Here is a 21,423-nt window from a genome sequence, read left to right as displayed (position 1 = left end):
TGTCAATGTTTCGCGAGTTCAGAATGTCGTTGTTGGTTGCCGCCGTCTGCCTGAGCGTGGCCGCCTGGTGGGGACACACCACCTCAATGGGGCTGTGGCAGGCGCTGTGGCTGTGCCTGGTGCTGAGCGTGCTGGAAGTGTCGTTGTCGTTCGACAACGCGGTGGTCAACGCCGGCGTGCTCAAGCACATGAACGCGTTCTGGCAAAAATTGTTCCTGACGGTGGGCATCCTGATTGCCGTATTCGGCATGCGCCTGGTGTTCCCGATCGTGATCGTGTCGGTGGCCACCGGCATGGGCCTGGCGCCGGTGATGCAGATGGCGCTGAAGGAGCCGGAACGCTACAGCCAGGTGCTGACCGACAACTACCCGTCCATCGCCGCCTTCGGTGGCATGTTCCTGCTGCTGGTGTTCCTAAATTTCCTGTTCGACCAGGAGCGCAAGCTGCATTGGCTCGGCCCGGTGGAGCGGCTGGTCGGCAAGCTCGGCAAGGCCGATGCGATGTCGGTGATCGTGGCGGTTTCGGTGCTGCTGGGTACCAAACTGTTCCTGCCCGATGGCATCTTCCAGAGCGTGCTGTTCGCTGGTTTGGGCGGCATCCTGCTGTATCTGCTGGTCGGCAGCGTGGATGCGCTGTTCGAAGCCGAAGAGAGCGAAGACGGTGGCATGGGCCCGGCCAAGCGTTCGGGCATTGCGGCCTTTTTGTATCTGGAAGTGCTGGACGCCTCGTTCTCGTTCGACGGTGTGATCGGCGCATTCGCCATCACCCGCGACGTGGTGATCATCATGCTGGGCCTGGCGATCGGCGCAATGTTCGTGCGCTCGATGACAGTCTACCTGGTGCACAAGGGCACCCTGGACGAGTTCGTGTTCCTGGAGCATGGCGCCCACTACGCCATCGGCGTGCTGGCGATCATCATGCTGGTGGGCACCGTCTACCACGTGCCGGAAGTGCTGACCGGCCTGATCGGCGTGGCCTTCATCGCCGCCTCGGTGTGGTCGTCGATCCGCTACCGCAAGCGCCACCATCTCGGGCCGACCGAGATCTGAGAGGTCACCGGCAAGGTGGTGCCTCTGCTGCAAGGCCGGCGACACCGGATAAGGCGGGCGGCAGCTTAAAAAGCGCGATCGCTAGCATGCTTGGTGTCGACGGCGGGTGAATGCGGTTCGCGGATCAGGACCCTCCTGACTTGACCTGCGCAGTCGTATGCGTCCTTCCGCTGCGCGAAGCGACCGCTCGTCAGCGCAGCCCGTTGTCCTGCAAGGCTCACCGCAATTTTGGCATATTTGGTGTTGACCCCCCGGGGGTACCCCACTATCTTGGGGTTCGGTGGTGACCGCCACCAAGTGGCACCGTTTAGACGAAGGCGACGCGCAAGCGCAATGTCGCCTGCGGCTCCCATCTCAGCGACCTGTACGCGCCCCGGCATTGCCGCGGTCGCTTCCGGCCCGATGACGGCAGCGCGTTGCCACCAAAACACCATCATGCGACAGCACACCGCGTGATGGCGGCCGTGGGAGTTCAGGGACATTGGTGGATGATGCCGCCGCGGGCGATGGCCTGCGCGCTGTGCGTGGCGTGTCGCCAATGCCGTCTGGACGCCGCTCGGCTGTCGCCTGCTCTCCGGCAGGTTCGTGTGCCTACGCATGGAGGACGCATGACCACCAACGACACCCTTGCCGCGATCGCCGCCGGTACCGCAACACCCACCAGCGTTGCCGCGCCCGCCTGCGCGCCGGAATTGATCGACCCGTCGGACATCGTGCCGCCGCCCCGCCAAGCCATTGCAATGCACGCACAGACCATCGAAGAACAAAACGTCTCTACCTGGATTACGAAAGAAGCGGGCAATCGCAAGATTCCGTTCGAGCCGGAGCGCCTGAATCGCGCCATCGACCAGATCCATGCCGAGTTCCCGCAGCTGGACGTGGCTGACTACAAGCGCTCGGTGTTCGGCTTTGTCGAGCGCAAGGACAGCGTCAACGCCGACGACCTGGTCGACCACCTGATCCGCGAGGCCGAAGCCCGCGTCGATCTGACCACCCCGGAGTGGGAACACTTCGCTGCGCGTCTGTACCTGCGCCGCCTGTACAAGCGCGCCAGCCGCAACCGTTTCTACGACGCCAGCCAGAAGTACGGCTCGTTCGTCGGCCTGCAGGAAAGCCTGGCCGACCGCAATGTCTATTCCAACGACATCCTGCGCCGCTATTCCAAGGACGAACTGATCGAAGCCGGCAAGATGATCGAGCCCGAGCGCGACAAGCTGTTCGCCTATAACGGCCTGTACCTGCTGGCCACGCGTTACCTGGCCACCGATAGCTCGCGTGGCGTGTTCGAACTGCCGCAGGAGCGCTGGCTGACGATTGCGCTGTACCTGATGCAGGACGAGATCGGCACCGGCAAGGGCAGCCGCGAGCGCCGCATGCAGCTGGTCGGCGAGGCTTATTGGGCGCTGTCCAACCTCTACATGACGGTGGCAACGCCGACGCTGGCCAATGCCGGCAAGGTCGGCGGCCAGCTGTCCAGCTGCTTCATCGACACCGTCGACGACAGCCTGCAGGGTATCTACGACTCCAACACCGACGTGGCGCGCGTGTCCAAGCACGGCGGCGGCGTGGGCGCCTACCTGGGCTATGTGCGTTCGTCGGGCTCGGCGATCCGTGGTGTGTCCAACTCGTCCGGCGGCGTGGTGCCGTGGATCAAGCAGCTCAACAACACCGCCGTGTCGGTGGACCAGCTGGGCCAGCGCAAGGGCGCCATCGCGGTCTATCTGGACATCTTCCACCGCGACATCGAAGCGTTCCTGGACCTGCGCCTGAATAACGGCGACCAGCGTCTGCGCGCGCACGACGTGTTCACCTCGGTGTGCATCCCCGACCTGTTCATGGAAGCGGTCGAGCGTCGCGGCGACTGGTACCTGTTCGACCCGCACGAAGTGAAGCGGATCAAGGGCTGGTATCTGCAGGATTTCTACGACGAGAAGAAGGGCGACGCCAACAGCAGCTTCCGCCGCAAGTACGAAGAAGTCGTCGCCGACGAGCGCATCACGCGCAAGACGGTCAAGGCGATCGAAATCTTCAAGCGCATCATGGTCAGCCAGTTGGAAACCGGCAATCCGTTCATGTTCTATCGCGATGAAGTCAATCGCAAGAACCCGAACAAGCACGAGGGCATGGTCTATTCGTCCAACCTGTGCACCGAGATCCTGCAGAACATGAGCCCGACGCGGATGATGCAGGAGATCATCAGCGGCAATCAGATCGTCACCACCAAGAAGGCGGGCGACTTCGTCGTGTGCAACCTGTCTTCGATCAACCTGGGCCGCGCGATCACAGTGCAGGCCGACCAGGCCGATCTGCTGGGCGCCGACGTGCTGGAACGGTTGATCCCGATCCAGGTGCGCATGCTCGACAACGTGATCGATCTGAACCAGTTGCCGGTACCGCAGGCCACCATCACCAACCAGAAATACCGCGCGATTGGTCTTGGCACCTTCGGTTGGCATCATCTGCTCGCGCAGAAGGCCATCCACTGGAATGCCAAGGAAGCCGAGGATTACAGCGATGAGCTGTATGAGCGCATCAACTACCTGACCATCCAGGCGAGCATGGAGCTGGCCAAGGAAAAGGGCACCTACAGCGTGTTCCGCGGCAGCGACTGGCACAACGGGGAGTACTTCCGTGCACGCGACTACAACAGCCCGCAATGGCTGGAACTGTCGGCCCAGGTGGCGGTCAATGGCGTGCGCAATGCGTGGATGCTGGCGGTTGCACCGAACATGAGCACCGCGCAGATTGCCGGTTCCACCGCCTCAATCGACCCGATCTACAGCGCGTTCTACTACGAAGAAAAGAAGGACTTCCGGCGTCCGGTTGCCGCGCCTGGCCTGTCGCTGGAAACCTGGCCGTACTACGAAAAGGGCGCCTACAAGGTCGACCAGTTCGCCAGCGTGCGCCAGAACGCCCGTCGTCAGCGTCACGTGGACCAGTCGATCAGCTTCAACTTCTACGTGCCCAGCACCATCCGTGCGAGCACGCTGCTGGACCTGCACATGACGGCCTGGCGCGAAGGGTTGAAGACCACGTACTACGTGCGTTCCAACGACATCGACATCAGTGAGTGTGAGTGGTGCAGTAGCTAAGCGCATTCGCGCTTCGCTTCCACGGTTCGCGTTGCGAACCGTGGACCCTGCTTCACCAGCATCCACACCCTGCGCCTTCGGCGCGCCCCCTGACTCAGGGGGCTTTCCTCCAGAACGATTGTTGCCGTCGTCCCTGCTGTACGCGTGTGCGACGCCTGAAACACGAGTAGAAACCATGTCCGCAACACCGCTTGAACGCATCAAAATTCTTGAGCCGCGTCACCCGAACCGTTCGACCAGCATCATCAATGGTCAGACCTCGGGCATCCTTAATTGGAACGACATTCCGTACCCGTCTTTCTATCGGGCCTACAAGGAACTGTCGACCAACTTCTGGATCCCCGACGAGGTGGACATGAAGGGCGACGCGCGCCAGTACAACGAGCTGTCGGCGCGCGAAAAGAATGCCTACGATTCGATCATCGGTTTGCTGGCCACGCTGGATTCGCCGCAGACGCGTTTCATCTACAACGTCGCCGAATACATCACCGACCCGGCCGCGCATGCCAATGCCGCCATCATCGGCCAGCAGGAAGTGATTCATAACGAGAGCTACAGCTACGTGCTGGCCTCGATCACCGGTCTGGCCGACCAGAACCGCGTGTTCGAAATCGCGCGCACGCACCCGACCATCATCAAGCGCAATGCGCCGATCATGGGCGCCTACGAAGACTTCATGCGCGACAAGACGGCCGAAACGCTGATCCGCGCGTTGATCCAGTCCTCGATCCTGGAAGGCATCAACTTTTATTCCGGCTTTGCGTATTTCTACAACCTGGTCCGCCAGAACCGCATGACCGGCACCGGCAAGATCATCAGCTTCATCAACCGCGACGAACTGGCGCATTCGAAGTTCATCAGCGAACTGATTCGCGCCATCATCGGCGAGAACCAGGCGCTGCAGGGCGACCAGCTCACCGACTACGTGCACAAGGCCTTTGAACACGCGATCGACCTGGAAACGGTGTGGACTGCCGAAGTGCTGGACGGCATCGACGGCATCGACGTGGACGAGATGATCCGCTACGTGAAGTACCGCGCCAACAAGATGGCCGGCATGCTCGGCATCGAGAAACTGTACGAAGGCGCCAACGACAACGTGATGCCGTGGATCAAGGCCTACGCCGACAACTTCACCGAGACCAAGACCGATTTCTTCGAGATGCGGAATGCGTCTTACAAGAAGACCAATTCGGATAACGGGTTTGATGATTTGTAACCGATAAATCTGTGCACACGCACAGCAGGGACGACAGGTCATGCTATCAACAGAGTTAAGCCTACTTGAGAACGAGTCGCAGCCTTGGTCTCGCGAAGTGATCGAGGAGGCTTACTTTAAAAATTTCGTAAGAACGCCAGAAGTTATTGATGAAACCGCAGGTGGTCAATTGTGGCGCTCGCTGAGTGATCTACAAGACACAATATGGATCTTTCAGCAGTCCGCGACGGAACTATTCGATGAGATAAGCGTTTTTGCGGATCGCAGTAGGGATGCCGCTTTTTGGCGACAAGTTAACTCCAGTCAAGCTGATAACCACACGAGAGAGGTGAAAAAGTGCATTTTCAATTGCACTTCCTCTCTAATGACTCTGGTTGATCACGCGCGTTCTTTCCAAGAAAAGTATCCGGTTAATGGCTACCTCGATAAAAAGGGGGAAGTGTTCCCTAGCGGTCTTCATGCATTTCTTCAGGGATTTCGGAACTACAACACGCACTGGAGAGTTGCGGAAGCTAACTGGAACATCATCCATGATTTTGAGACTAGAGCACGTGAAGTCCGATTTTTCATAACGCAGAAAGAGCTTTTTAGATGGACTGGTTGGAATACCGGTGCTAAAGAGTACATAGCAAAATCTTCCGACCCGGTTGATGTTCGCCATATTTTTTCTCAGTATCGAAAGTGCGTCCACAGGTTTTACTCTTGGCATTGGGGCGAGGTTCTCTCTCGGTATGCTGAGACATATCAGCCTTACCTTTATTATAAGCGGGTCCTTCGCGGAATTCGAAAAAAATTACTTTGGAACATGCTCCTCACACACGCTCCAAAGGATGCTAATCCTTACGCATATATTGGCAAATACCTTTCTAAAGAGCAGATTGAGAAGCTTCTGGCGTTGCAAAGCCGAAGTGAGGCGCAGGTTGATGCATTGATTGAAATGCTAGATATGCATGAGTTCTGCGGTCCGGAGATGAGAGCAAAGGCGGTTTCCATATTCCAGGGCTCAAAGTCTTGTCCTATGCCAACATCGGACTGATGTACATCGACGTTTATTTTGAGTTGACCCCATGCGCATCCTCCTCGCCCACACCTCGCTCAGCGGCAACACGCGCGATGTCGCGCGCGCGATCCGTGCGCGCTGCGAGGAACTGGGGCATGTGGTCACCTGGATCGATGCCGATATCCAGACGCTAGCGCAGGCATGTCCCGATGGCGCAGAGCACGATCTCTATATCCTCGGCAGCTGGAGCATCAACGCCGGGCGTACGCCGCCGGAAATGAAACGCTTCATCGAACAGCTCGTTGCCGCGGTCGGTAAGCCGGAACGCCTTGCGGTGTTCGGCACCGGCGAGACGCAGTGGGGCGAGGAGAACTACTGCGGTGCGGCCCGGCGCATCGCAGCATTCTTCGGTACGCGCTACCCGCGGCTGGAGATCGAACAAATGCCCCACGGCGAACGCGACGCCACTAAGATTCAACGCTGGACCGACCACATTCTTGCCTGTACAGAGACATCCCCCCATGCAAACTCTCCACGCCTCCACGCCTGACGACTACGCTGCCGCCCTGGCCGCGCATCCGCGCTTGCTCGTCGATTACTACAAGGACAATTGCCCGGGCTGCAAGATGCTCGACATGTCGCTGACCAAGTTCGCTGCGAGCGAGGACGCCGCAGGCGTCGCACTTCTCAAGGTCAAGCTGGAAGTGGTGGGCGAGGAGTTCTTCCGTGGCCTGGGCTTGCGGCAGACACCGACCCTGGCCTTGTTCAAGGACGGTGCGGAAGTTGTGCGTTTGCCCGGATTCCAGTCACCGGCGCAGGTGGAAGCAGCGGTGAAGACTAGCCTCTAACTGGTTGCAGCTGCTTCTGCGGTTGCACGGCGCGTCATTCGCAAACGCAGGCAAGCACGCACCGGCAACATGCAAGGCCTGCGCTCAGGTTCATTGGAGACACTTTGATGCCCGACAGTCGCGCAAATCCACCGACCGAAGCCCGCATGGCCGAGATCGTGTTCCCCAACCATACCAATCACATGGGCACGCTGTTCGGCGGCCAGGCGCTGGCGTGGATGGACAAGGCGGCGTTTCTGGCGGCTTCGCGCTACGCGCGGCGCGCCGTGGTGACCGCGCGTTCGGATCAAGTCGACTTCAAATTGCCGATCCGCCAGGGCCAGATGGTGGAAACCATCGCCCGCGTGGTGTCGGTGGGGCGCAGCTCGATCAAGGTGGAAGTGGAACTGATCGCCGAAGACCTGCTCAGCGGCGCGCGAGAGCTGTGTACGCGCGGGCATTTCGTGATGATTGCGCTCGGCGCCGATGGCAAGCCGACCGCAGTACCGCCGTTACCGACAGCCCACTGAGAGCAGCGAATAAAACGACTGCGCAGCCGCCATGTGGGCGCGGCCGGCGCTCGGTGCAGCATGTATCACGTGCACGCGGTTCCTGCGCGCCGTCCACTCCGGCCTGACGACCGCTTACTACGTGGACTTAGCCGCTATGACCGCGCTTACTCCTGCACCTCACGGTCTTCGCGCTTGGTTTCTTCCATCGCCTCCGGTTCCAGCTCTTCGGCGCTGCGATTGAGTTTGACGAACACGCCCCAGGCGATCAGCAACAGCGCCGCGCAGGAGCCAACGGCTGCGGCATACGGCAGCTTGGCCGGGTCGGCATGCATCAGTTCGAAGATCGACACCAGCGTCTCGATCGCCAGCGCAATTACGATCACCACGAAAAAGCGCGACAGGTAACGCCGCACGCGTGTGGACCCGCTGACTTTGACGTCGCGCAGGATATCTTCTTCGAAAATGGTCTGGCCCAGTTCCAGCGTCACCAGCGCCACCGTGAGCAGGCCCACCGCTTCCAGCACCACGTTGAAACGGTCGCGCACCACCATGTCGCCGCCGGGTGTGAAGCCGTGCCACAACTCCAGCCCGGCCATCGTCACCAGGCCCGCCGCGCACAGCACGAAAAACGCCAGAATCACGAAGTGACCGGCACGGAACAGGTGGCTGAGCAGTTTCATGATGATGACGGCGATAGAGGGATGCAGAGCATCGTGTGCTTGGCGTCGTGGCGGTGCGAAGGCGGCGGTAAAGCGCTGTGGCTAGCGGAGTCAGTCGAATGCCCCCTATATCTGCGTGGCTTTTACAACACCCGACGGCCGGAAGGCTGATGCTCACGGCCAAAGGCGCCACGAAAAATCTGCTGCTTGGTATGTCTATTTAAATTTGACTGCGACAGACTACTATCATGACACGGTGTCGCTTATAAACTAGCAAAATCCCGGCTGCTGTATAACCACTCACTGGATAAGTACCGTGCCCCGTGCAAACCAACGAAAGCGCTTTGCATCCACGGCATTGATCGCCTGCCTGATCGCCGGATGCAGCGCGCCATTGCCGCCTGCCACTATGCCCACTGCAAAGGAGCAGATAGAGATGAGAACCGCCATCCCACTGGTGCGGAGCTTGACTCCAAATCACCGTGTGCCCGTTGACCTGGAATTCGATGTGCCTGCACTTCCGGATGACCCTACTCCGCCCATATTCATCGGTGTGCGGGTGACCGGCGTCGATCCAACTGCAGTTTCCGAAACTGCCGACAGGCTAATTAGCGCTGGTGTTTCGGCCGAGCTTCACCTAGAACGGATTGAACCATCTGGTGCAATTCTCGTGGGATTGCAGCGTAGTCAACGTGTGGGGGTAGGGCAGCAGGCGTCCATTCCCTTATCTGCTGATGGCATTGCGCCTGGTCTGTTCGCCTTTGATGCGGACGGGACGACGATGCGCGACGCCGCTCTATCCGTGGAACATGCTGCGTCTAGAGAGTTGGCGTTTGGATACAATAATGCTGTTCGGCCAGGCCGATATCGGCTCACGCTACGCTTTGACCGCAATTCCGAGGCGTTGATTGCGGCGAATGCGCAACTTATTGTCGCCTACGCCTACAAGGGAAAGTAAGGGGAATAAGCGTGGATGATCATGAAAAGCGCTATGCAGTCACCGTCTACGTTGCTGCCGCAGGTACGCCATTGATGGCTGGAGGAACGTCTTTCGGTGGTCATATGTACTATTCGATTGACGATGGGGCGACCGTTAAAAGTTATGGGTTCTCGCCGGTCAAGCATGGCGCAGCCAGCGGGCCAGGGAGAGTTTCTTTTAATGACGTTGACACCTACAAGGATCCCTACTACTCACGTGCGATGGAGGTCAGCAAGGAGCAGTACGAAAAGCTGGCAGATTTTGGTGCGAATCCTGCAAAAAGCGGATTCAATATGCACTACAACGGGGCGGATAATAGCTGTATCGACTTTACGTGGGATGCACTCAATCACGCGGGCCTGCATCGCATGACTAAGAAAGGGGTCGACAAAGTATTTGAGGGCGCGCTCAGGCCGGCGGAAAATGTAGACGATGTCAGAAGTATTCCTGCACCCATGCCAAAAAGTGAGTTGAACAAGGAACACATCAATCCCAAGCCCGATCAGCAGTGGTGGCATAAGGTGATCGGTGAGGCCCAGCTTGGAAATCAGACATACATCAGCTGATGTCACTGCAATCGCAGCAAGTACGCCATCGCAGGATCCACTACACCGCCAAGCAGAAGAAGCCATTCTCTGTCTCGAACAAGGCCTGGGTCGTGATTACGACGACAACAGCGCCCGCCTTGCAGCAAGTAGTGCGTATCTTGCGAAGGAGAACGGGCTGTCGCGGATCGATTACGTTGTGCTGAGCGAGGAAACCAAGTCTGCGCGGCAGGGCGAGAATGTGTTTGTTGTCGAAGGGGCGTTGAACGACCCTGCGCACAGGATGGCGCATATGAAGACGAACGATGCGATCGCACAACCGGTCGCGCAGTCATTGGCACAGCTGCAGTCACTCAGTGAGAGCAGCGGCTACAGCAGTCTCAGCAGCATGAACAGCAGCGGGAGCAGTTGACTGCTCCTCAGCATCGGATGGTGTGAGGGCTGATGCATCTGCTCGCTTTTGACCATGTGTGCCAGCGGCGTGCTGTGGGAGGTAAGCGAGGCACCGCGCCGACTGGTGCACGCCGAGCATGGCAACTCTCCAAACAGCATCAACTATGCCGCAGCACCTGATACGTCTGCAGGTGCACATTGGCCGCCATCATCAGCGGGGCGTTGCGCCCGGTCTCGCGTACGCGCGCCAGCATGTCGCCGACGATCTGCGCCGCTTCTACGTCCTGGCCGGCTTCCAGGTCGCGCAGCATCGAGGCCTTGAGCGGCGAATCCACCTGTAGCAGCGTTTGCAACGCTTTGGCGCGTGCAGGCTCGGGAATCGAGTGCCCGGCCGCATCCGCAGCCCATAGGCATTCGTTGTACAGGCCGTTGATCAAGGCACGGCCGTCGTCGGTGACCACGATCGCGCCGACCGGCGCACGCATTAGGCACGTGGCCGCGGCCAGCGCGGTGAGAAAGCTGTACTTGATCCATTGTTCCAGCGCGATCTGCTCGCTGGCCACATGATCGATGCCGGCCTGCGCGCAGGCCGCAGCAAACGCCTGCACCCGCGCGGACGCGGCACTGCCATCGCGCTCGCCAAAGGTCATCGCCGCCGGCTTGCCCAGGTGCAGAATCTCGCCGTGCTCGCCCTTGGTCGCGCTGATGAAGCACAGCCCGCCCAGCACCCGTGTCGCGCCGAAGCGCTCGTCCAGTGCCGGGTAATGGCGCAGCCCGTTGAGGATGGGCAACACCGTGGTGTGCTCGCCCACCGCTGGCGCAATCGCTTCGATCGCGCTGTCCAGGTCGTAGGCCTTGCAGCTGAGGATCACCAGATCGAACGGCTGCTGCGCCACCAACGCCGACAGGTCCTGCGCGGTGACATGCGCCACCTGCAGATCGGCATCGCCCAACGGGCTGCGGATGCGCAAGCCGTCGGCCTGCAACTGCGCCGCACGCGCTTCGCGCACCAGGAAGGTGACGTCGACGCCGGCCTGCGCCAGACGTCCGCCGAAATAGCCACCGGTGCCGCCGGCGCCGAGGATCAAGATACGCATGAAAAATTCCTTTCAACTTAATTCGAACGCACAGACGTGCGCTATGATTTCAGCCGGATCGGGGATTCTCGGTCGGCATCAGGCTCTGGCGGACTCGCCGGGGCCTTTTTGTTTATGGGCAGTAGACCTGACTACCACCGCCAAAGACATTCAGTGGGAAATCCTGACCTATCTTTTGCAGGCTAGCTTGATTCATGCGGCTTATGACTTCCTCCATGTCCTCAAAAAACCGACGTGCTTCTATCGGTCTTGCCTGCTTAGCCCAAGGCGGATCTGTGCTGGGAATGAGCGGCCGAGCTCCTTTCCATGTGGTGCTCTCGTCTTCGCGCGAATAAGGCTTTGCATGCGCGACTCTGTTGCGGAACTTGAAGAATTGATTCACCGTCTTAAGCGAGATGCTTTCTAACGTGAGATCTAACGCATCAATCAATTCCAGGAACTTTTGATCAGGTACCTTGCGCTCAAAATCTCGGATGTCTTGGAGGTGGAGAATCATTTGACGCTCATGTAGCGTCTGCCCGAGTTGGTTGAAATAAGCCTCCAAAGCGAAGCAGCACATCATCATGGCGCCTAGCGCGAAATGGTTAGGCTGTTCCTCTGCAGCATCTTCGCTTCTTTCAAGGAAAGAGCGAGCCGCGCTCGCGAGAAGCGCATGCGAATAGCCCTCCACGCTCTGCGTCACATACTTGTGATCCATATCAGCTCCGCAATCCCACGCCCCGCCGCAGCAGCCACAGCGCGACCGCGCTGAGCACGGCGACAAAGCCCAGCATCAATGCGTAGGCCACCCAGATCGGCACATCCGAGCTGCCGAGCAGGCCATAGCGGAACGCATTAACCATGTAGAAGATCGGGTTGGCCTGGGTGGCGGCTTCGGCCCAGCCGGGCAGCAGTTTTACCGAATAGAACACGCCGCCCAGGTAGGACAGCGGGGTCAGGATGAAGGTGGGCACGATCGCCACGTCGTCGAACTTTTTGGCGTAGACCGCGTTGACGAAGCCGGCCAGCGAAAAGATGATCGCGCCCAGCAGCACCGTGGTCAGTGTCACGATCGGGTGCGGGATACGCACCGGGGTGAAGAACATCGCGATGATCAACACGATTGCGCCGACCAGCACCCCGCGCAACACCGCGCCGGACACATAGCCCCACAAGATCACCCAATTGGGCATCGGGCTGACCAGCAGCTCTTCCACATGGCGGCCGAACTTGGCGCCGAAGAAGCTGGAGGAAATGTTGGCGTAGCTGTTCTGGATCACGCTCATCATCACCAGGCCCGGCACGATGAACTGCATGTAGCTATAGCCGCCCATGTCGCCGACGCGCGAGCCGATCAGCCCGCCGAAGATCAAAAAGTAGAGCGTCATGGTGATGGCCGGCGGCACCAGGGTCTGGCCCCAGATGCGCAGGATGCGCTGCACTTCGCGGCGCACGATGGTGCACAGCGCAATCCAGTTGCGTTGGCGGGGTGTTGCGGGCGTGGCGGACATCGACGGCTCCGAAGAACTCATGGGTGGCCTGCCGGGCGCACAGGCGCCGCTGTGGCAGGAGCCGGGGCGGCGACAGTCTCGCCAGGCCCGGTCAGACGAACGAACAATTCTTCCAGCCGGTTGCTCTTGGTGCGCATCGAGCGCACGCGGATGCCGGCATCGCCCAGGGCGGCGAACACGCAGTTGAGGTCCATCGCGCGCGGCATGTCCAGATCCAGCGTGTGGCCGTCGATGGCGGTGAGCGTGGTGCCTTCGATCACCGGCAACTGCGCGGGCAGCTCACCGTCGATATCGAACAGGAAGCCTTCCACGTCGAGCTTGGCCAGCAGTTCGCGCATCGGCCCCTGGGTGACGATCTGGCCGCGGTTGATGATGGCCAGGTTGCGGCACAGGTGCTCGGCTTCTTCCAGGTAATGCGTGGTCAAGATAATCGTGGTGCCGGCGGCGTTGATGTCCTTGAGCACACGCCACATGTCGCGGCGGATTTCGATATCCACACCGGCGGTGGGCTCGTCCAGGATCAGCAGGCGCGGCTGGGTCATCATGGCGCGGGCGATCATCAGCCCGCGCTTCATGCCGCCGGAGAGCGTGCGGCTCATCACCTGTGCTTTTTCGCACAGGTGCGCGCGGCGCAGTTCCACCTTCGCCAGCGCTTCGGCCTGGCTGCGCGGCATGCCGTAGAAGCCGGCGTAGTTGACCAGGATGTCGAACGGCTTTTCGAACAGGTTGAAGTTGATTTCCTGCGGCACCAGGCCGATCAGGCGCATCGCATCGCTGCGGTGGCGGACCAGGTCGGTACCGAACACTTCCACCTGCCCGCCGGACAGGTTCACCAGCGAGCTGATGATGCCGATCAGGGTGGATTTGCCGGCCCCGTTAGGGCCGAGTAGGGCGAAGAAATCGCCGGGCGCCACGTCCAGCGACACGCCCTTGAGCGCCTGGGTGCCGTTGTCGTAGGTCTTGCGCAGATCGCACACGCGCAGGGCGGGCGCACTGGGAGATGGGGAATTCAAGCCGGGTCCTTCGCGCCAGGGTGACGGCGCAGCAAGTTGCAGCCGTTATTATAGAAGCCCGTTGGGGGTTGCCCCCGTCACAGACTGTCCTATATACGTTCGTGCCCGTTCAATTCCCCCTCAAGCTTGTTGACCGGCGCATGCTTGCGCCCACCGTGGCCCACTGTCAGTTCGTCCGTGACGACGGGCAGCCGCTGGATTTCCAGCCCGGCCAGTTCATCCAGATCCATTTCGACTACGCCGATGGCACGCCGACCAAGCGCAGCTATTCGCTGGCGACCATCCACGACCACGCGCTGGGACCGGGCGAGGCGGTGGATATTGCGGTGAGTTTCGTACCCGGCGGCTCGGCCACGGCCTTGTTCGAAGGCCTGGAGATTGGCGACCAGTTGCAGGCCAGCGGGCCCTACGGGCGCTTCTGCCTGCAGCCAGGCGACCACAACCAGCGCTATGTGCTGATCGCCACCGGCACCGGGGTGACCCCGTATCGCTCGATGCTGCCGCTGCTGGCCAAAGCCATCGCCACCCGCGGCGTGCAGGTGGTGTTGCTGCAGGGCGCACGCACCCCGGCCGAGCTGCTGTACGGCGACGATTTCCGCGCGTTTGCCGATGCGCATCCGCAGTTCCGCTACGTGCCGTGCTTCTCGCGCGAACTGCCCGAGCAGCCGCACGCCGATGTACGGCACGGCTACGTGCAGCAGCACCTGGCCGAGTTCGCGCCCGATGCTGCGCACGATATCGCCTATCTGTGCGGCAACCCCGACATGGTGGACACCTGCCTGGAAGCGCTGAAAGCGGCCGGGCTGCCGAGTGCGCAGATCCGCCGCGAGAAGTACGTCAGCTCCACGCCGCCTAAGGTCTGAGGCGGCCTGCAGCCTGCGCGTGCAAGCCGCCTGCGCCCGCAGGTACGCTGTGGCCTGCAGCGCGGCCCGGCGTTGCTGCGGTGCTCAGGCCGCAGCGTTCAGTAGCGCAGGCCGCTGCAGCTCCACCGTGACATGCACCAGTTCTTCGTGAATCTGCAGTGCGCGGCGCACCAGCTCCGCATCGATGTCGGCTGCAGTGACCAGGCTGACGACGCAGGCATACCGCTCGCTGCCGACGCGCCAGACATGCAGGTCGGCAATGTCGATCGCATGCCCAAGCTCGGCGATGACCTGCTTCACCTCTGCCACCACCGGCGCGTCCATCTCCGCATCCAGCAGCACGCTGCCGGTGCGGCGCAGCAGCCCCCAGGCCCAGACGGTGACCAGCACCGCGCCGACGATGCCCATGATGGGGTCCAGCCAGGTCACGCCCCAGTGCATGCCGGCAACCAGCGCCACGATGGCGAGCACCGAGGTCGCGGCATCGGCCACCACGTGCAGATACGCCGCGCGCAGATTGAGATCGCTGTGCGCATCGTGATGACCATGACCATCGTGTGGGTGCGCATGGCCGTGACTGTCGTGCCCGTGGGAGTGAGCATGCCCATGCGAGTCGCGCAGCCACCACGCGCAGATCAGATTGACCAGCAGGCCGATCACCGCAATGACGGTGGCTTCCCGATATTGGATGGGCTCGGGCGTGAACAAGCGTTCCACCGATTGGAAGGCCATCAGCCCGGCCACGCCCAACAACAGGATCGCGCTGGTGTAGCCGCCCAGCACTTCGACCTTCCAGGTGCCGAAGGTGAAGCGCACATCCCCGGCATGCTGCCGCGCAAAGCGATAAGCGAACAACGCCAGCCCCAGCGCCAACGCGTGCGAGCTCATATGCCAGCCGTCGGCGAGCAGGGCCATGGAATTGAGCATCCAGCCGCCCACGATCTCCACCATCATCATGAGCACGGTCAGGATGACCGCCTTGCGGGTACTGCGCTCGGCAAGCGGATTGGCGCTGGCGAAGGTGTGCGACTGCGCGCAATGCGGCGCGGCGTGCGTTGTCGACATCGGGTGTGGCTCTGGCTAAGGTACCCCCACAGGGTATCTTAAATACCCCAGGGGGGTATAGGTGGCGCATCTCAATCAGGACAAATCCAAGTTGCTTGCGCGCGTGCGCAGGATGCGCGGGCAGGTGGAAGGGCTGGAAAAAGCCCTGGCGCAGGACGTGGAATGCACCGCGTTACTGACCCAGGTAGCCGCCTTTCGCGGCGCGGCGCAGGGCTTGATGGTCGAGCTGCTCAGCGAGCATCTGAAGCACCACGTTGCCGCGCCGGACGCACTGGGCGAGCGCGAGCTGGCAGTGGACGACATCACCGCCATCCTCAAGACTTATCTGAAATAGAGCGGTCAACGAAGCGACTGCGCGTATCGCAAAGCGGGCGTGGTCTGCGCTGGTGCGGCATGCAGATGCCATCTCACGCAGGCAACGGCGTGCGGCAATGTGCATCACAAGCCACTTCGCATGCGTCACCACTGCAGAAGTTGCGCGATACCGTTGGGAACGCCGCCTTGGACCGCATGCATGTAGTGGCGCGCCGACGACGCAAAAACCGCGCGTGTCTGACTGCATGCATCGCACAACATCCGCCAGCAACGCAGACGACGCCCATGCGCCGGCTCGAATGTGTAAAGGGTGCTTGACAGAAGGTTCGAGTAAGCGCATCTTGCCTGTCAAGCGTACTTGACAGGCGAATGTGATGCGGCAGCAGCATAGGCAAATGGAATGCAGGCATGCCCGCACACCGCAACGCACTGTGCGAACAGCCGCCAGGTGTATGCGCAGGGCTCGTGCAGCGCAGGCAGTCGCTTCTCCGAGGCCGTGCAAATGACGAATTGCAAGCGCAAGACGCTGTTGGGTGTTCTGCGTGGGAGTGTTCTTCCTCGGTATCGGGCTGCTGGGTCTGCGGCAGGTGCTGCCGATGGACGATTACATCGCCTGGCTCAGCGCCGGCATTGGTGGGTCGTGCATGCTGTTTTCGGTGCCGATGTGGCTGGCGCGCGGCAATCTGCGCGACAGCACCCGCCCAGCGTTGGCGCAGCGGTATCACCGCGAATTCGGCGTACCGATGCCGTTGTACGTGGTGGTGATGCTGTTCTGGCGCTATCTGCTTGGGCATGTCGGCCCGAACTGGGCGCGTGTGCTGATCGCCTTGCTGCCGGCGGTGCTGGTCGTGCTGGTGATTCGTGCGGTGGCGCGTTACGTGCGCGATTCGGACGAGATGGACCGACGTATCGAACTGGAAGCCATCGCCATTGCCGCCGGCCTGGTCAGCGGTGCGTATATGACCGCCAGATTCTTGCAGGCAGCCGAGCTGATCGATGTTCCGGCGAGCGCGGCGATGCTATGGGTATTTCCGTTGTTGTGCGCCATCTACGGCATTACCAAAAGCATCCACGCGCGTCGTTTTGAATGAATAGCCGCGTGCGCGAATTGCGCGAGGCCAGTGGCTGGTCGCAAGGCGAGTTAGGCGAACGGCTGGGCGTGTCGCGGCAGACGATCAATGCGCTGGAAACCGGCAAATACGATCCCAGCCTGCCATTGGCGTTTCGTATCGCACGTTTGTTTGGGGAATCGATCGAGCACGTTTTTCTTTACGAAGACGGGCATTAGAGCGTGTTATGTATTTTGAGATGAGATGCGTTGATCGCCAGCGGCGCGGAGCGGGTGCTGCGCGGCGCTCCGTGCCGCTGGCGGCCAACCCTTCGGGAAGTGCCCTGTGGCGCGCCGATACTGCGTTGCGCGCTTTGCCCAGGCGGCCAGCCTCGGCAAAGCGCACGCCTTGTCTCGACGCGCCACAGGACGCTTCGCACTCACCTCAAAGTACATAACACGCTCTCGTTGCCGCGGTCACGTGTGGCCGTTTGCAACGTCAGGGGACAGGGATACCAGGAGATAGGATGACGATGGTCAAGCAATCCACAGTAGTGGCGGCCGTGCTGATCGCGATGTTGGCTGCAGGATGCCAGCGCGCCGCAGCGCCCGCCGCAGCAAACGACGTTGCAGGAAAATCCACCGCGACAGCGCCGGGTACGACTGCGCAGCAGCCTGCTGCAAGCAACCCACCCGGCAGCGCAGCAGGCAATCGTTACGGCACGCTGCTGTTCACGCCGTGCACGCTGAGTGCTGGTGGTGCTGCAGGCAACATCGAAGCGCAATGCGCAACGCTGCGCGTGCCGGAAAATCCGGCCGCGCCGAGCGGGCGCAGCATCGCGTTGAAGATTGCCTGGCTGGAAAGCGAAGCCGGTGGCGGCAGCGCGCCCGACCCGGTGTTCTTCATTGCTGGTGGGCCGGGGCAATCGGCCACCGAAGTCGCGGCGATCGTGGACATGGGCCTGCATGAAGTCCGCAAGCAGCGCGACATCTTTCTGGTCGATCAGCGCGGCACCGGTGGCTCGCATCCGCTGGAGTGTCGTGACGCGGCCGGCAAGCCGCTGGCGCTGGACAACAGCAGCGAAGCCACCGCCGAGCAATTGACTGCGTATGCAGCCCGATGCGCCGACGGTTTGCGCAACGACGCCGACCCGCGTTACTACACCACCAGCGAAGCCATTGGCGATCTGGATGCGGTACGCGCGGCACTGGGCGTGCAGTCGCTGAATCTGATCGGTGCCTCGTACGGCACGCGTGTGGCGCAGCACTATGCCGCACGTTATCCGCAGCACACGCGCACCGTGGTGATCGATGGCGTGGCGCCGAACGATCTGGTGATCGGCGGCGAGTTCGCGCATACCTTCGAAGATGCGATTGCGCTGCAGTCTGCGCAATGCCGCCAGCAGCCTGCCTGCGCCAAGCGCTTTCCGGTCGATACCGCCACGCAGTTGCGCCAGGTGGTCGAGCGGCTGCGGCAGGCACCGGTGGCGGTGGAATACCGCGATCCGCGCACGGGTGCCTTGCGCCACGAGCAGGTCACTGCCGACACCGTGGCGGGCCTGGCGTTCGGTTTCTCGTATGCGCCAGAAACCGCATCGCTGTTGCCTCTGGTGCTCGATGAAGCGGCCGCAGGTCGGTATGCCTCGTTGATGGCCTTGGCGCAGATGAGCGCTTCTGGCATGTCCGATCAGATGAATCGTTTGATGCAATGGTCGGTGTTGTGCAGCGAAGACGCCGGGCGTTATCACGCACCCGACCAGAAGGACGCCACGCTGCTGGGCAACGAGGTGGCCGAGATGTTCTTTGCACCGTGCAAGGTGTGGCCCTCCAAACCGGCACCGGCCGCTGCGAGCGCGCCGTTCCGATCGACGCTGCCGGTGTTGCTGCTCTCCGGCCAGCTCGATCCGGTCACGCCGCCACGCTACGCCGAGCGGGTACTGCAGGGACTGCCCAACGGCCGGCACGTGATTGCGCCCGGGCAGGGGCATGGGGTGTTCCGGCTGGGCTGCATGCCCAAGGTGCTGAGCCAGTTCATGCAGACCGCCGATGCCAAGGCGCTGGATACCACCTGCGTTGCCAACCTCAACACCGTGCCCGCGTTCACCTCGTTCAACGGATGGGAACCATGAGCCGCATCGACCACGCCACGGAGGCGCTCGCATGATCGTCGTCGATACTTTGCATAAGTCGTTCAAGACCAAGGCCGGGCTGGTGAAAGCCGTCGACGGGGTCAGTTTCAGCGCTGCCGATGGCCAGATCACCGGCCTGCTCGGCCCCAACGGTGCCGGCAAAACCACCACCTTGCGCATGCTCTACACGCTGATGTCACCCGACCAGGGCAGGGTCACCATCGATGGTGTGGATGTCGCCCGCGCCCCGGTGACTGTGCGCCGCGCACTCGGCGTGTTGCCGGACGCACGCGGCGTCTACAAGCGTTTGACCGCACGCGAGAACATCGCCTACTTCGGTGAGTTGCATGGCATGTCGCGCGCACAGATCGCGCAGCGCACAACGCTGCTGTCGAAGGCCTTGGACATGGACGACATTCTGGACCGCCAGACCGAAGGTTTCAGCCAGGGTCAGCGCACCAAGACCGCGATTGCGCGCGCATTGGTACACGACCCACGCAATGTGATTCTGGACGAGCCCACCAACGGCTTGGATGTAATGACCACCCGTGCCATGCGTGGCTTCTTGCAGCAGCTGCGTGCGGAAGGGCGCTGCGTGATTTTCTCCAGCCACATCATGCAGGAGGTGGCAGCGCTGTGCGATCGCATCGTCATCATCGCAAAGGGCACGGTGGTGGCATCCGGGAGCGCTGACGAACTGCGCGCTGCCACTGGTGAAAACAATCTGGAAGACGCCTTCGTCAAGGCGATCGGCTCGGACGAGGGATTGCACGCATGAGCACATCGTTGTTCTCCACGCTATGGACCGTGCTGCGCAAGGAATTGCGTGACATCTCGCGCGACCGCCGCACCCTGGCATTGGCATTGCTGTTATCGCCGTTGCTCTACCCGATTCTGATTCTGGGCATGGGTGCCTTAAGCGAAAGCCGCGTGCGTACGCAGATCGACAAGCCGCTCGACATTCCCACCCTCGGTCGCAGCAACGCGCCGAATCTGGTGCGTTTTCTCGCCGCGCAAGGGCTCAATGCAGTAGATGCGCCAGCCGATCTGACGGCGGCGATTCGCAACCAGGATGTGGATGTGGCACTGCGCATCAGCGACACCTACGCCGATGACTGGCGCGAAGGTCGGCCGGCGCTGGTGGAGATCATCAAGGACAGCACGCGCCGCGAGGCCGATGTGCCAGGCATGCGCTTGCAGGCCGCGCTCACCGGCTACAGCCAGCAGGTCGGCGCCTTGCGTTTGCTGGCACGCGGCATCGATGCGCAGGTTTCCAGGCCCCTGGAAGTTGCCGCGCAAGACCTGGCCACTGCCGAAGCCAAACGCGGCCAGATGATGGCGATGCTGCTTCCGGTGTTGCTGGTGATCACCTCGTTTCTGGGTGGCGCGTCGTTGATTCTGGATGCCACCGCCGGCGAGCGCGAACGCCAATCGCTGGAGCCGTTGCTGGCCACGCCCGCACCACGCAGCGCCATTGTCAGCGGCAAGATTGCTGCGGCCTGCGTGATCGGCATGGTGTCGTTGTTGCTCACCTTGCTGGCGTTCAAGCTGAGTGCGCAGCTGTCCACGTCCAACCTTGGGCGCCAGCTCAATGTCGGTTTCTTGCCGATGCTGCAGATGCTCTTCATCCTGGTGCCGATGCTGTTCGTCGGCACCTCGCTGCTGACCTATCTGGCCGCCGCCGCCAAAAGCATGAAGGAAGCGCAGGCGCATATGACCTGGTTGCTGCTGCTGCCGATGCTGCCGGGCTATGCGTTGATGGCGTATCCGCTGAAGACGCAGCTATGGCATTTTGCGGTGCCGTTTCTGGCACAGAACCAGATGCTGTTGAAGGTGATCCGCCACGAGACCATCAACGTGCAGACCTGGGCGGTGTATCTGCTGGCCGGTTTCGGTGTGGCGGCATTGCTGTGGTATGCGGCAGTGCGCCGTTATCATCAGGAGCGTCTGGCGATTTCGGGCTGATGTTCTTTAGCAATTGGCTGTTCGCTGTAAGTGCCCGGCGAAACCGTACCCGCACCGCAACCCCTCTCCAAGGGAGAGGGGCTTGCAGTGCCTTTCCTGGCATTTAGCATCCCTTCTCCCCTGGGGACATTGTCCTCCTTCATGGGGGAGAAGGTGCCCCAAG

At 61.3% G+C, this 21,423-nt stretch carries 20 protein-coding genes and 2 pseudogenes; 16 read left to right on the top strand and 6 right to left on the bottom strand.

Annotation, left to right across the window (positions count from 1 at the left end; translation table 11 throughout):
* Positions 1 to 5: 5 nt before the first annotated feature.
* From NX05_RS01055 to NX05_RS01020, 7 genes are all read left to right on the top strand, one after another.
* Positions 6 to 1,049: a DUF475 domain-containing protein gene (locus NX05_RS01055; protein WP_017112277.1), complete on the top strand. Its 1,044-nt coding sequence runs from the start codon at positions 6 to 8 to the stop codon at positions 1,047 to 1,049.
* A 608-nt stretch (positions 1,050 to 1,657) separates the two neighbouring features.
* A complete protein-coding gene (locus NX05_RS01045) occupies positions 1,658 to 4,141 on the top strand; it encodes a ribonucleoside-diphosphate reductase subunit alpha (RefSeq protein ID WP_010369823.1) in 2,484 nt (827 codons plus the stop codon).
* A gap of 175 nt (positions 4,142 to 4,316) precedes the next feature.
* Positions 4,317 to 5,360: a ribonucleotide-diphosphate reductase subunit beta gene (locus tag NX05_RS01040; RefSeq protein ID WP_039437279.1), complete on the top strand. Its 1,044-nt coding sequence runs from the start codon at positions 4,317 to 4,319 to the stop codon at positions 5,358 to 5,360.
* A 40-nt stretch (positions 5,361 to 5,400) separates the two neighbouring features.
* Positions 5,401 to 6,396 (top strand): hypothetical protein, encoded by a 996-nt coding sequence (locus NX05_RS23440; RefSeq protein WP_146092214.1) that lies wholly within the window; start codon positions 5,401 to 5,403, stop codon positions 6,394 to 6,396.
* Positions 6,397 to 6,427: 31 nt separating this feature from the next.
* Positions 6,428 to 6,910 (top strand): flavodoxin, encoded by a 483-nt coding sequence (locus tag NX05_RS01030; RefSeq protein ID WP_010369834.1) that lies wholly within the window; start codon positions 6,428 to 6,430, stop codon positions 6,908 to 6,910.
* Positions 6,882 to 7,208, top strand: a complete 327-nt coding sequence (locus NX05_RS01025; RefSeq protein WP_039437274.1) for a thioredoxin family protein — start codon at positions 6,882 to 6,884, stop codon at positions 7,206 to 7,208. Before NX05_RS01030 ends, NX05_RS01025 begins: the two co-directional genes overlap by 29 nt.
* A gap of 107 nt (positions 7,209 to 7,315) precedes the next feature.
* On the top strand, positions 7,316 to 7,717 hold the full coding sequence (locus tag NX05_RS01020) for an acyl-CoA thioesterase (protein WP_039437271.1): 402 nt from the start codon (positions 7,316 to 7,318) through the stop codon (positions 7,715 to 7,717).
* 146 nt (positions 7,718 to 7,863) lie between these two features.
* Here the strand turns inward: NX05_RS01020 and NX05_RS01015 are convergent, their stop codons facing one another.
* Positions 7,864 to 8,379, bottom strand: coding sequence for a hypothetical protein (locus tag NX05_RS01015; protein ID WP_039437267.1), 516 nt, complete (start codon positions 8,377 to 8,379; stop codon positions 7,864 to 7,866).
* Between the two features lie 388 nt (positions 8,380 to 8,767).
* Between NX05_RS01015 and NX05_RS01010 the strand changes: the two genes are divergently transcribed.
* On the top strand, positions 8,768 to 9,316 hold the full coding sequence (locus NX05_RS01010; protein ID WP_039437264.1) for a hypothetical protein: 549 nt from the start codon (positions 8,768 to 8,770) through the stop codon (positions 9,314 to 9,316).
* 104 nt (positions 9,317 to 9,420) lie between these two features.
* Positions 9,421 to 10,320, top strand: a pseudogene (locus NX05_RS25195) (XVIPCD domain-containing protein).
* 113 nt (positions 10,321 to 10,433) lie between these two features.
* On the opposite strand, the gene panE reads toward NX05_RS25195, so the two are convergent.
* The 4 genes from panE to NX05_RS00985 form a co-directional block, all read right to left on the bottom strand.
* Complete coding sequence (gene panE / locus NX05_RS01000; protein WP_039437261.1) at positions 10,434 to 11,372, bottom strand: 2-dehydropantoate 2-reductase; 939 nt, start codon at positions 11,370 to 11,372, stop codon at positions 10,434 to 10,436.
* Between the two features lie 112 nt (positions 11,373 to 11,484).
* A complete protein-coding gene (locus NX05_RS00995; RefSeq protein WP_039437258.1) occupies positions 11,485 to 12,069 on the bottom strand; it encodes a hypothetical protein in 585 nt (194 codons plus the stop codon).
* Between the two features lies 1 nt (position 12,070).
* On the bottom strand, positions 12,071 to 12,883 hold the full coding sequence (locus NX05_RS00990; RefSeq protein ID WP_172645773.1) for an ABC transporter permease: 813 nt from the start codon (positions 12,881 to 12,883) through the stop codon (positions 12,071 to 12,073).
* A complete protein-coding gene (locus NX05_RS00985) occupies positions 12,880 to 13,875 on the bottom strand; it encodes an ABC transporter ATP-binding protein (protein ID WP_039437251.1) in 996 nt (331 codons plus the stop codon). Before NX05_RS00985 ends, NX05_RS00990 begins: the two co-directional genes overlap by 4 nt.
* Positions 13,876 to 14,015: 140 nt before the next feature.
* On the opposite strand from NX05_RS00985, the gene NX05_RS00980 reads away from it, so the two are divergent.
* Positions 14,016 to 14,738: a ferredoxin--NADP reductase gene (locus NX05_RS00980; RefSeq protein ID WP_039437249.1), complete on the top strand. Its 723-nt coding sequence runs from the start codon at positions 14,016 to 14,018 to the stop codon at positions 14,736 to 14,738.
* An 84-nt stretch (positions 14,739 to 14,822) separates the two neighbouring features.
* Here NX05_RS00980 and dmeF read toward each other — a convergent pair whose 3' ends face one another.
* On the bottom strand, positions 14,823 to 15,803 hold the full coding sequence (gene dmeF / locus NX05_RS00975; RefSeq protein WP_039437246.1) for a CDF family Co(II)/Ni(II) efflux transporter DmeF: 981 nt from the start codon (positions 15,801 to 15,803) through the stop codon (positions 14,823 to 14,825).
* Between the two features lie 61 nt (positions 15,804 to 15,864).
* Here dmeF and NX05_RS00970 point away from each other — a divergent pair, with 61 nt between their 5' ends.
* The 6 genes and pseudogenes from NX05_RS00970 (at position 15,865) to NX05_RS00945 (ending at position 21,260) form a co-directional block, all read left to right on the top strand.
* On the top strand, positions 15,865 to 16,137 hold the full coding sequence (locus NX05_RS00970) for a metal/formaldehyde-sensitive transcriptional repressor (protein WP_010369866.1): 273 nt from the start codon (positions 15,865 to 15,867) through the stop codon (positions 16,135 to 16,137).
* Between the two features lie 483 nt (positions 16,138 to 16,620).
* Positions 16,621 to 17,209 (top strand): annotated as a pseudogene (locus NX05_RS00965) (hypothetical protein).
* A complete protein-coding gene (locus tag NX05_RS00960; protein WP_010369869.1) occupies positions 17,206 to 17,406 on the top strand; it encodes a helix-turn-helix transcriptional regulator in 201 nt (66 codons plus the stop codon). The pseudogene NX05_RS00965 and the gene NX05_RS00960 overlap by 4 nt, the downstream one beginning before the upstream one ends.
* Positions 17,407 to 17,693: 287 nt before the next feature.
* Entirely contained in the window at positions 17,694 to 19,295 is a 1,602-nt protein-coding gene (locus NX05_RS00955; protein ID WP_039437240.1) for an alpha/beta hydrolase, read from the top strand.
* A gap of 31 nt (positions 19,296 to 19,326) precedes the next feature.
* Positions 19,327 to 20,073, top strand: a complete 747-nt coding sequence (locus tag NX05_RS00950; RefSeq protein ID WP_039437238.1) for an ABC transporter ATP-binding protein — start codon at positions 19,327 to 19,329, stop codon at positions 20,071 to 20,073.
* Positions 20,070 to 21,260, top strand: coding sequence for an ABC transporter permease (locus NX05_RS00945; protein WP_010379180.1), 1,191 nt, complete (start codon positions 20,070 to 20,072; stop codon positions 21,258 to 21,260). Before NX05_RS00950 ends, NX05_RS00945 begins: the two co-directional genes overlap by 4 nt.
* Positions 21,261 to 21,423: the final 163 nt, after the last annotated feature.

It is taken from the genome of Xanthomonas vasicola (assembly GCF_000772705.2).
GTDB classification, from domain to species: Bacteria; Pseudomonadota; Gammaproteobacteria; order Xanthomonadales; family Xanthomonadaceae; genus Xanthomonas; species Xanthomonas vasicola.
The sequence above is the reverse complement of the archived record's forward strand: the minus strand, read 5'-3'. Positions and strand labels throughout refer to the sequence as shown.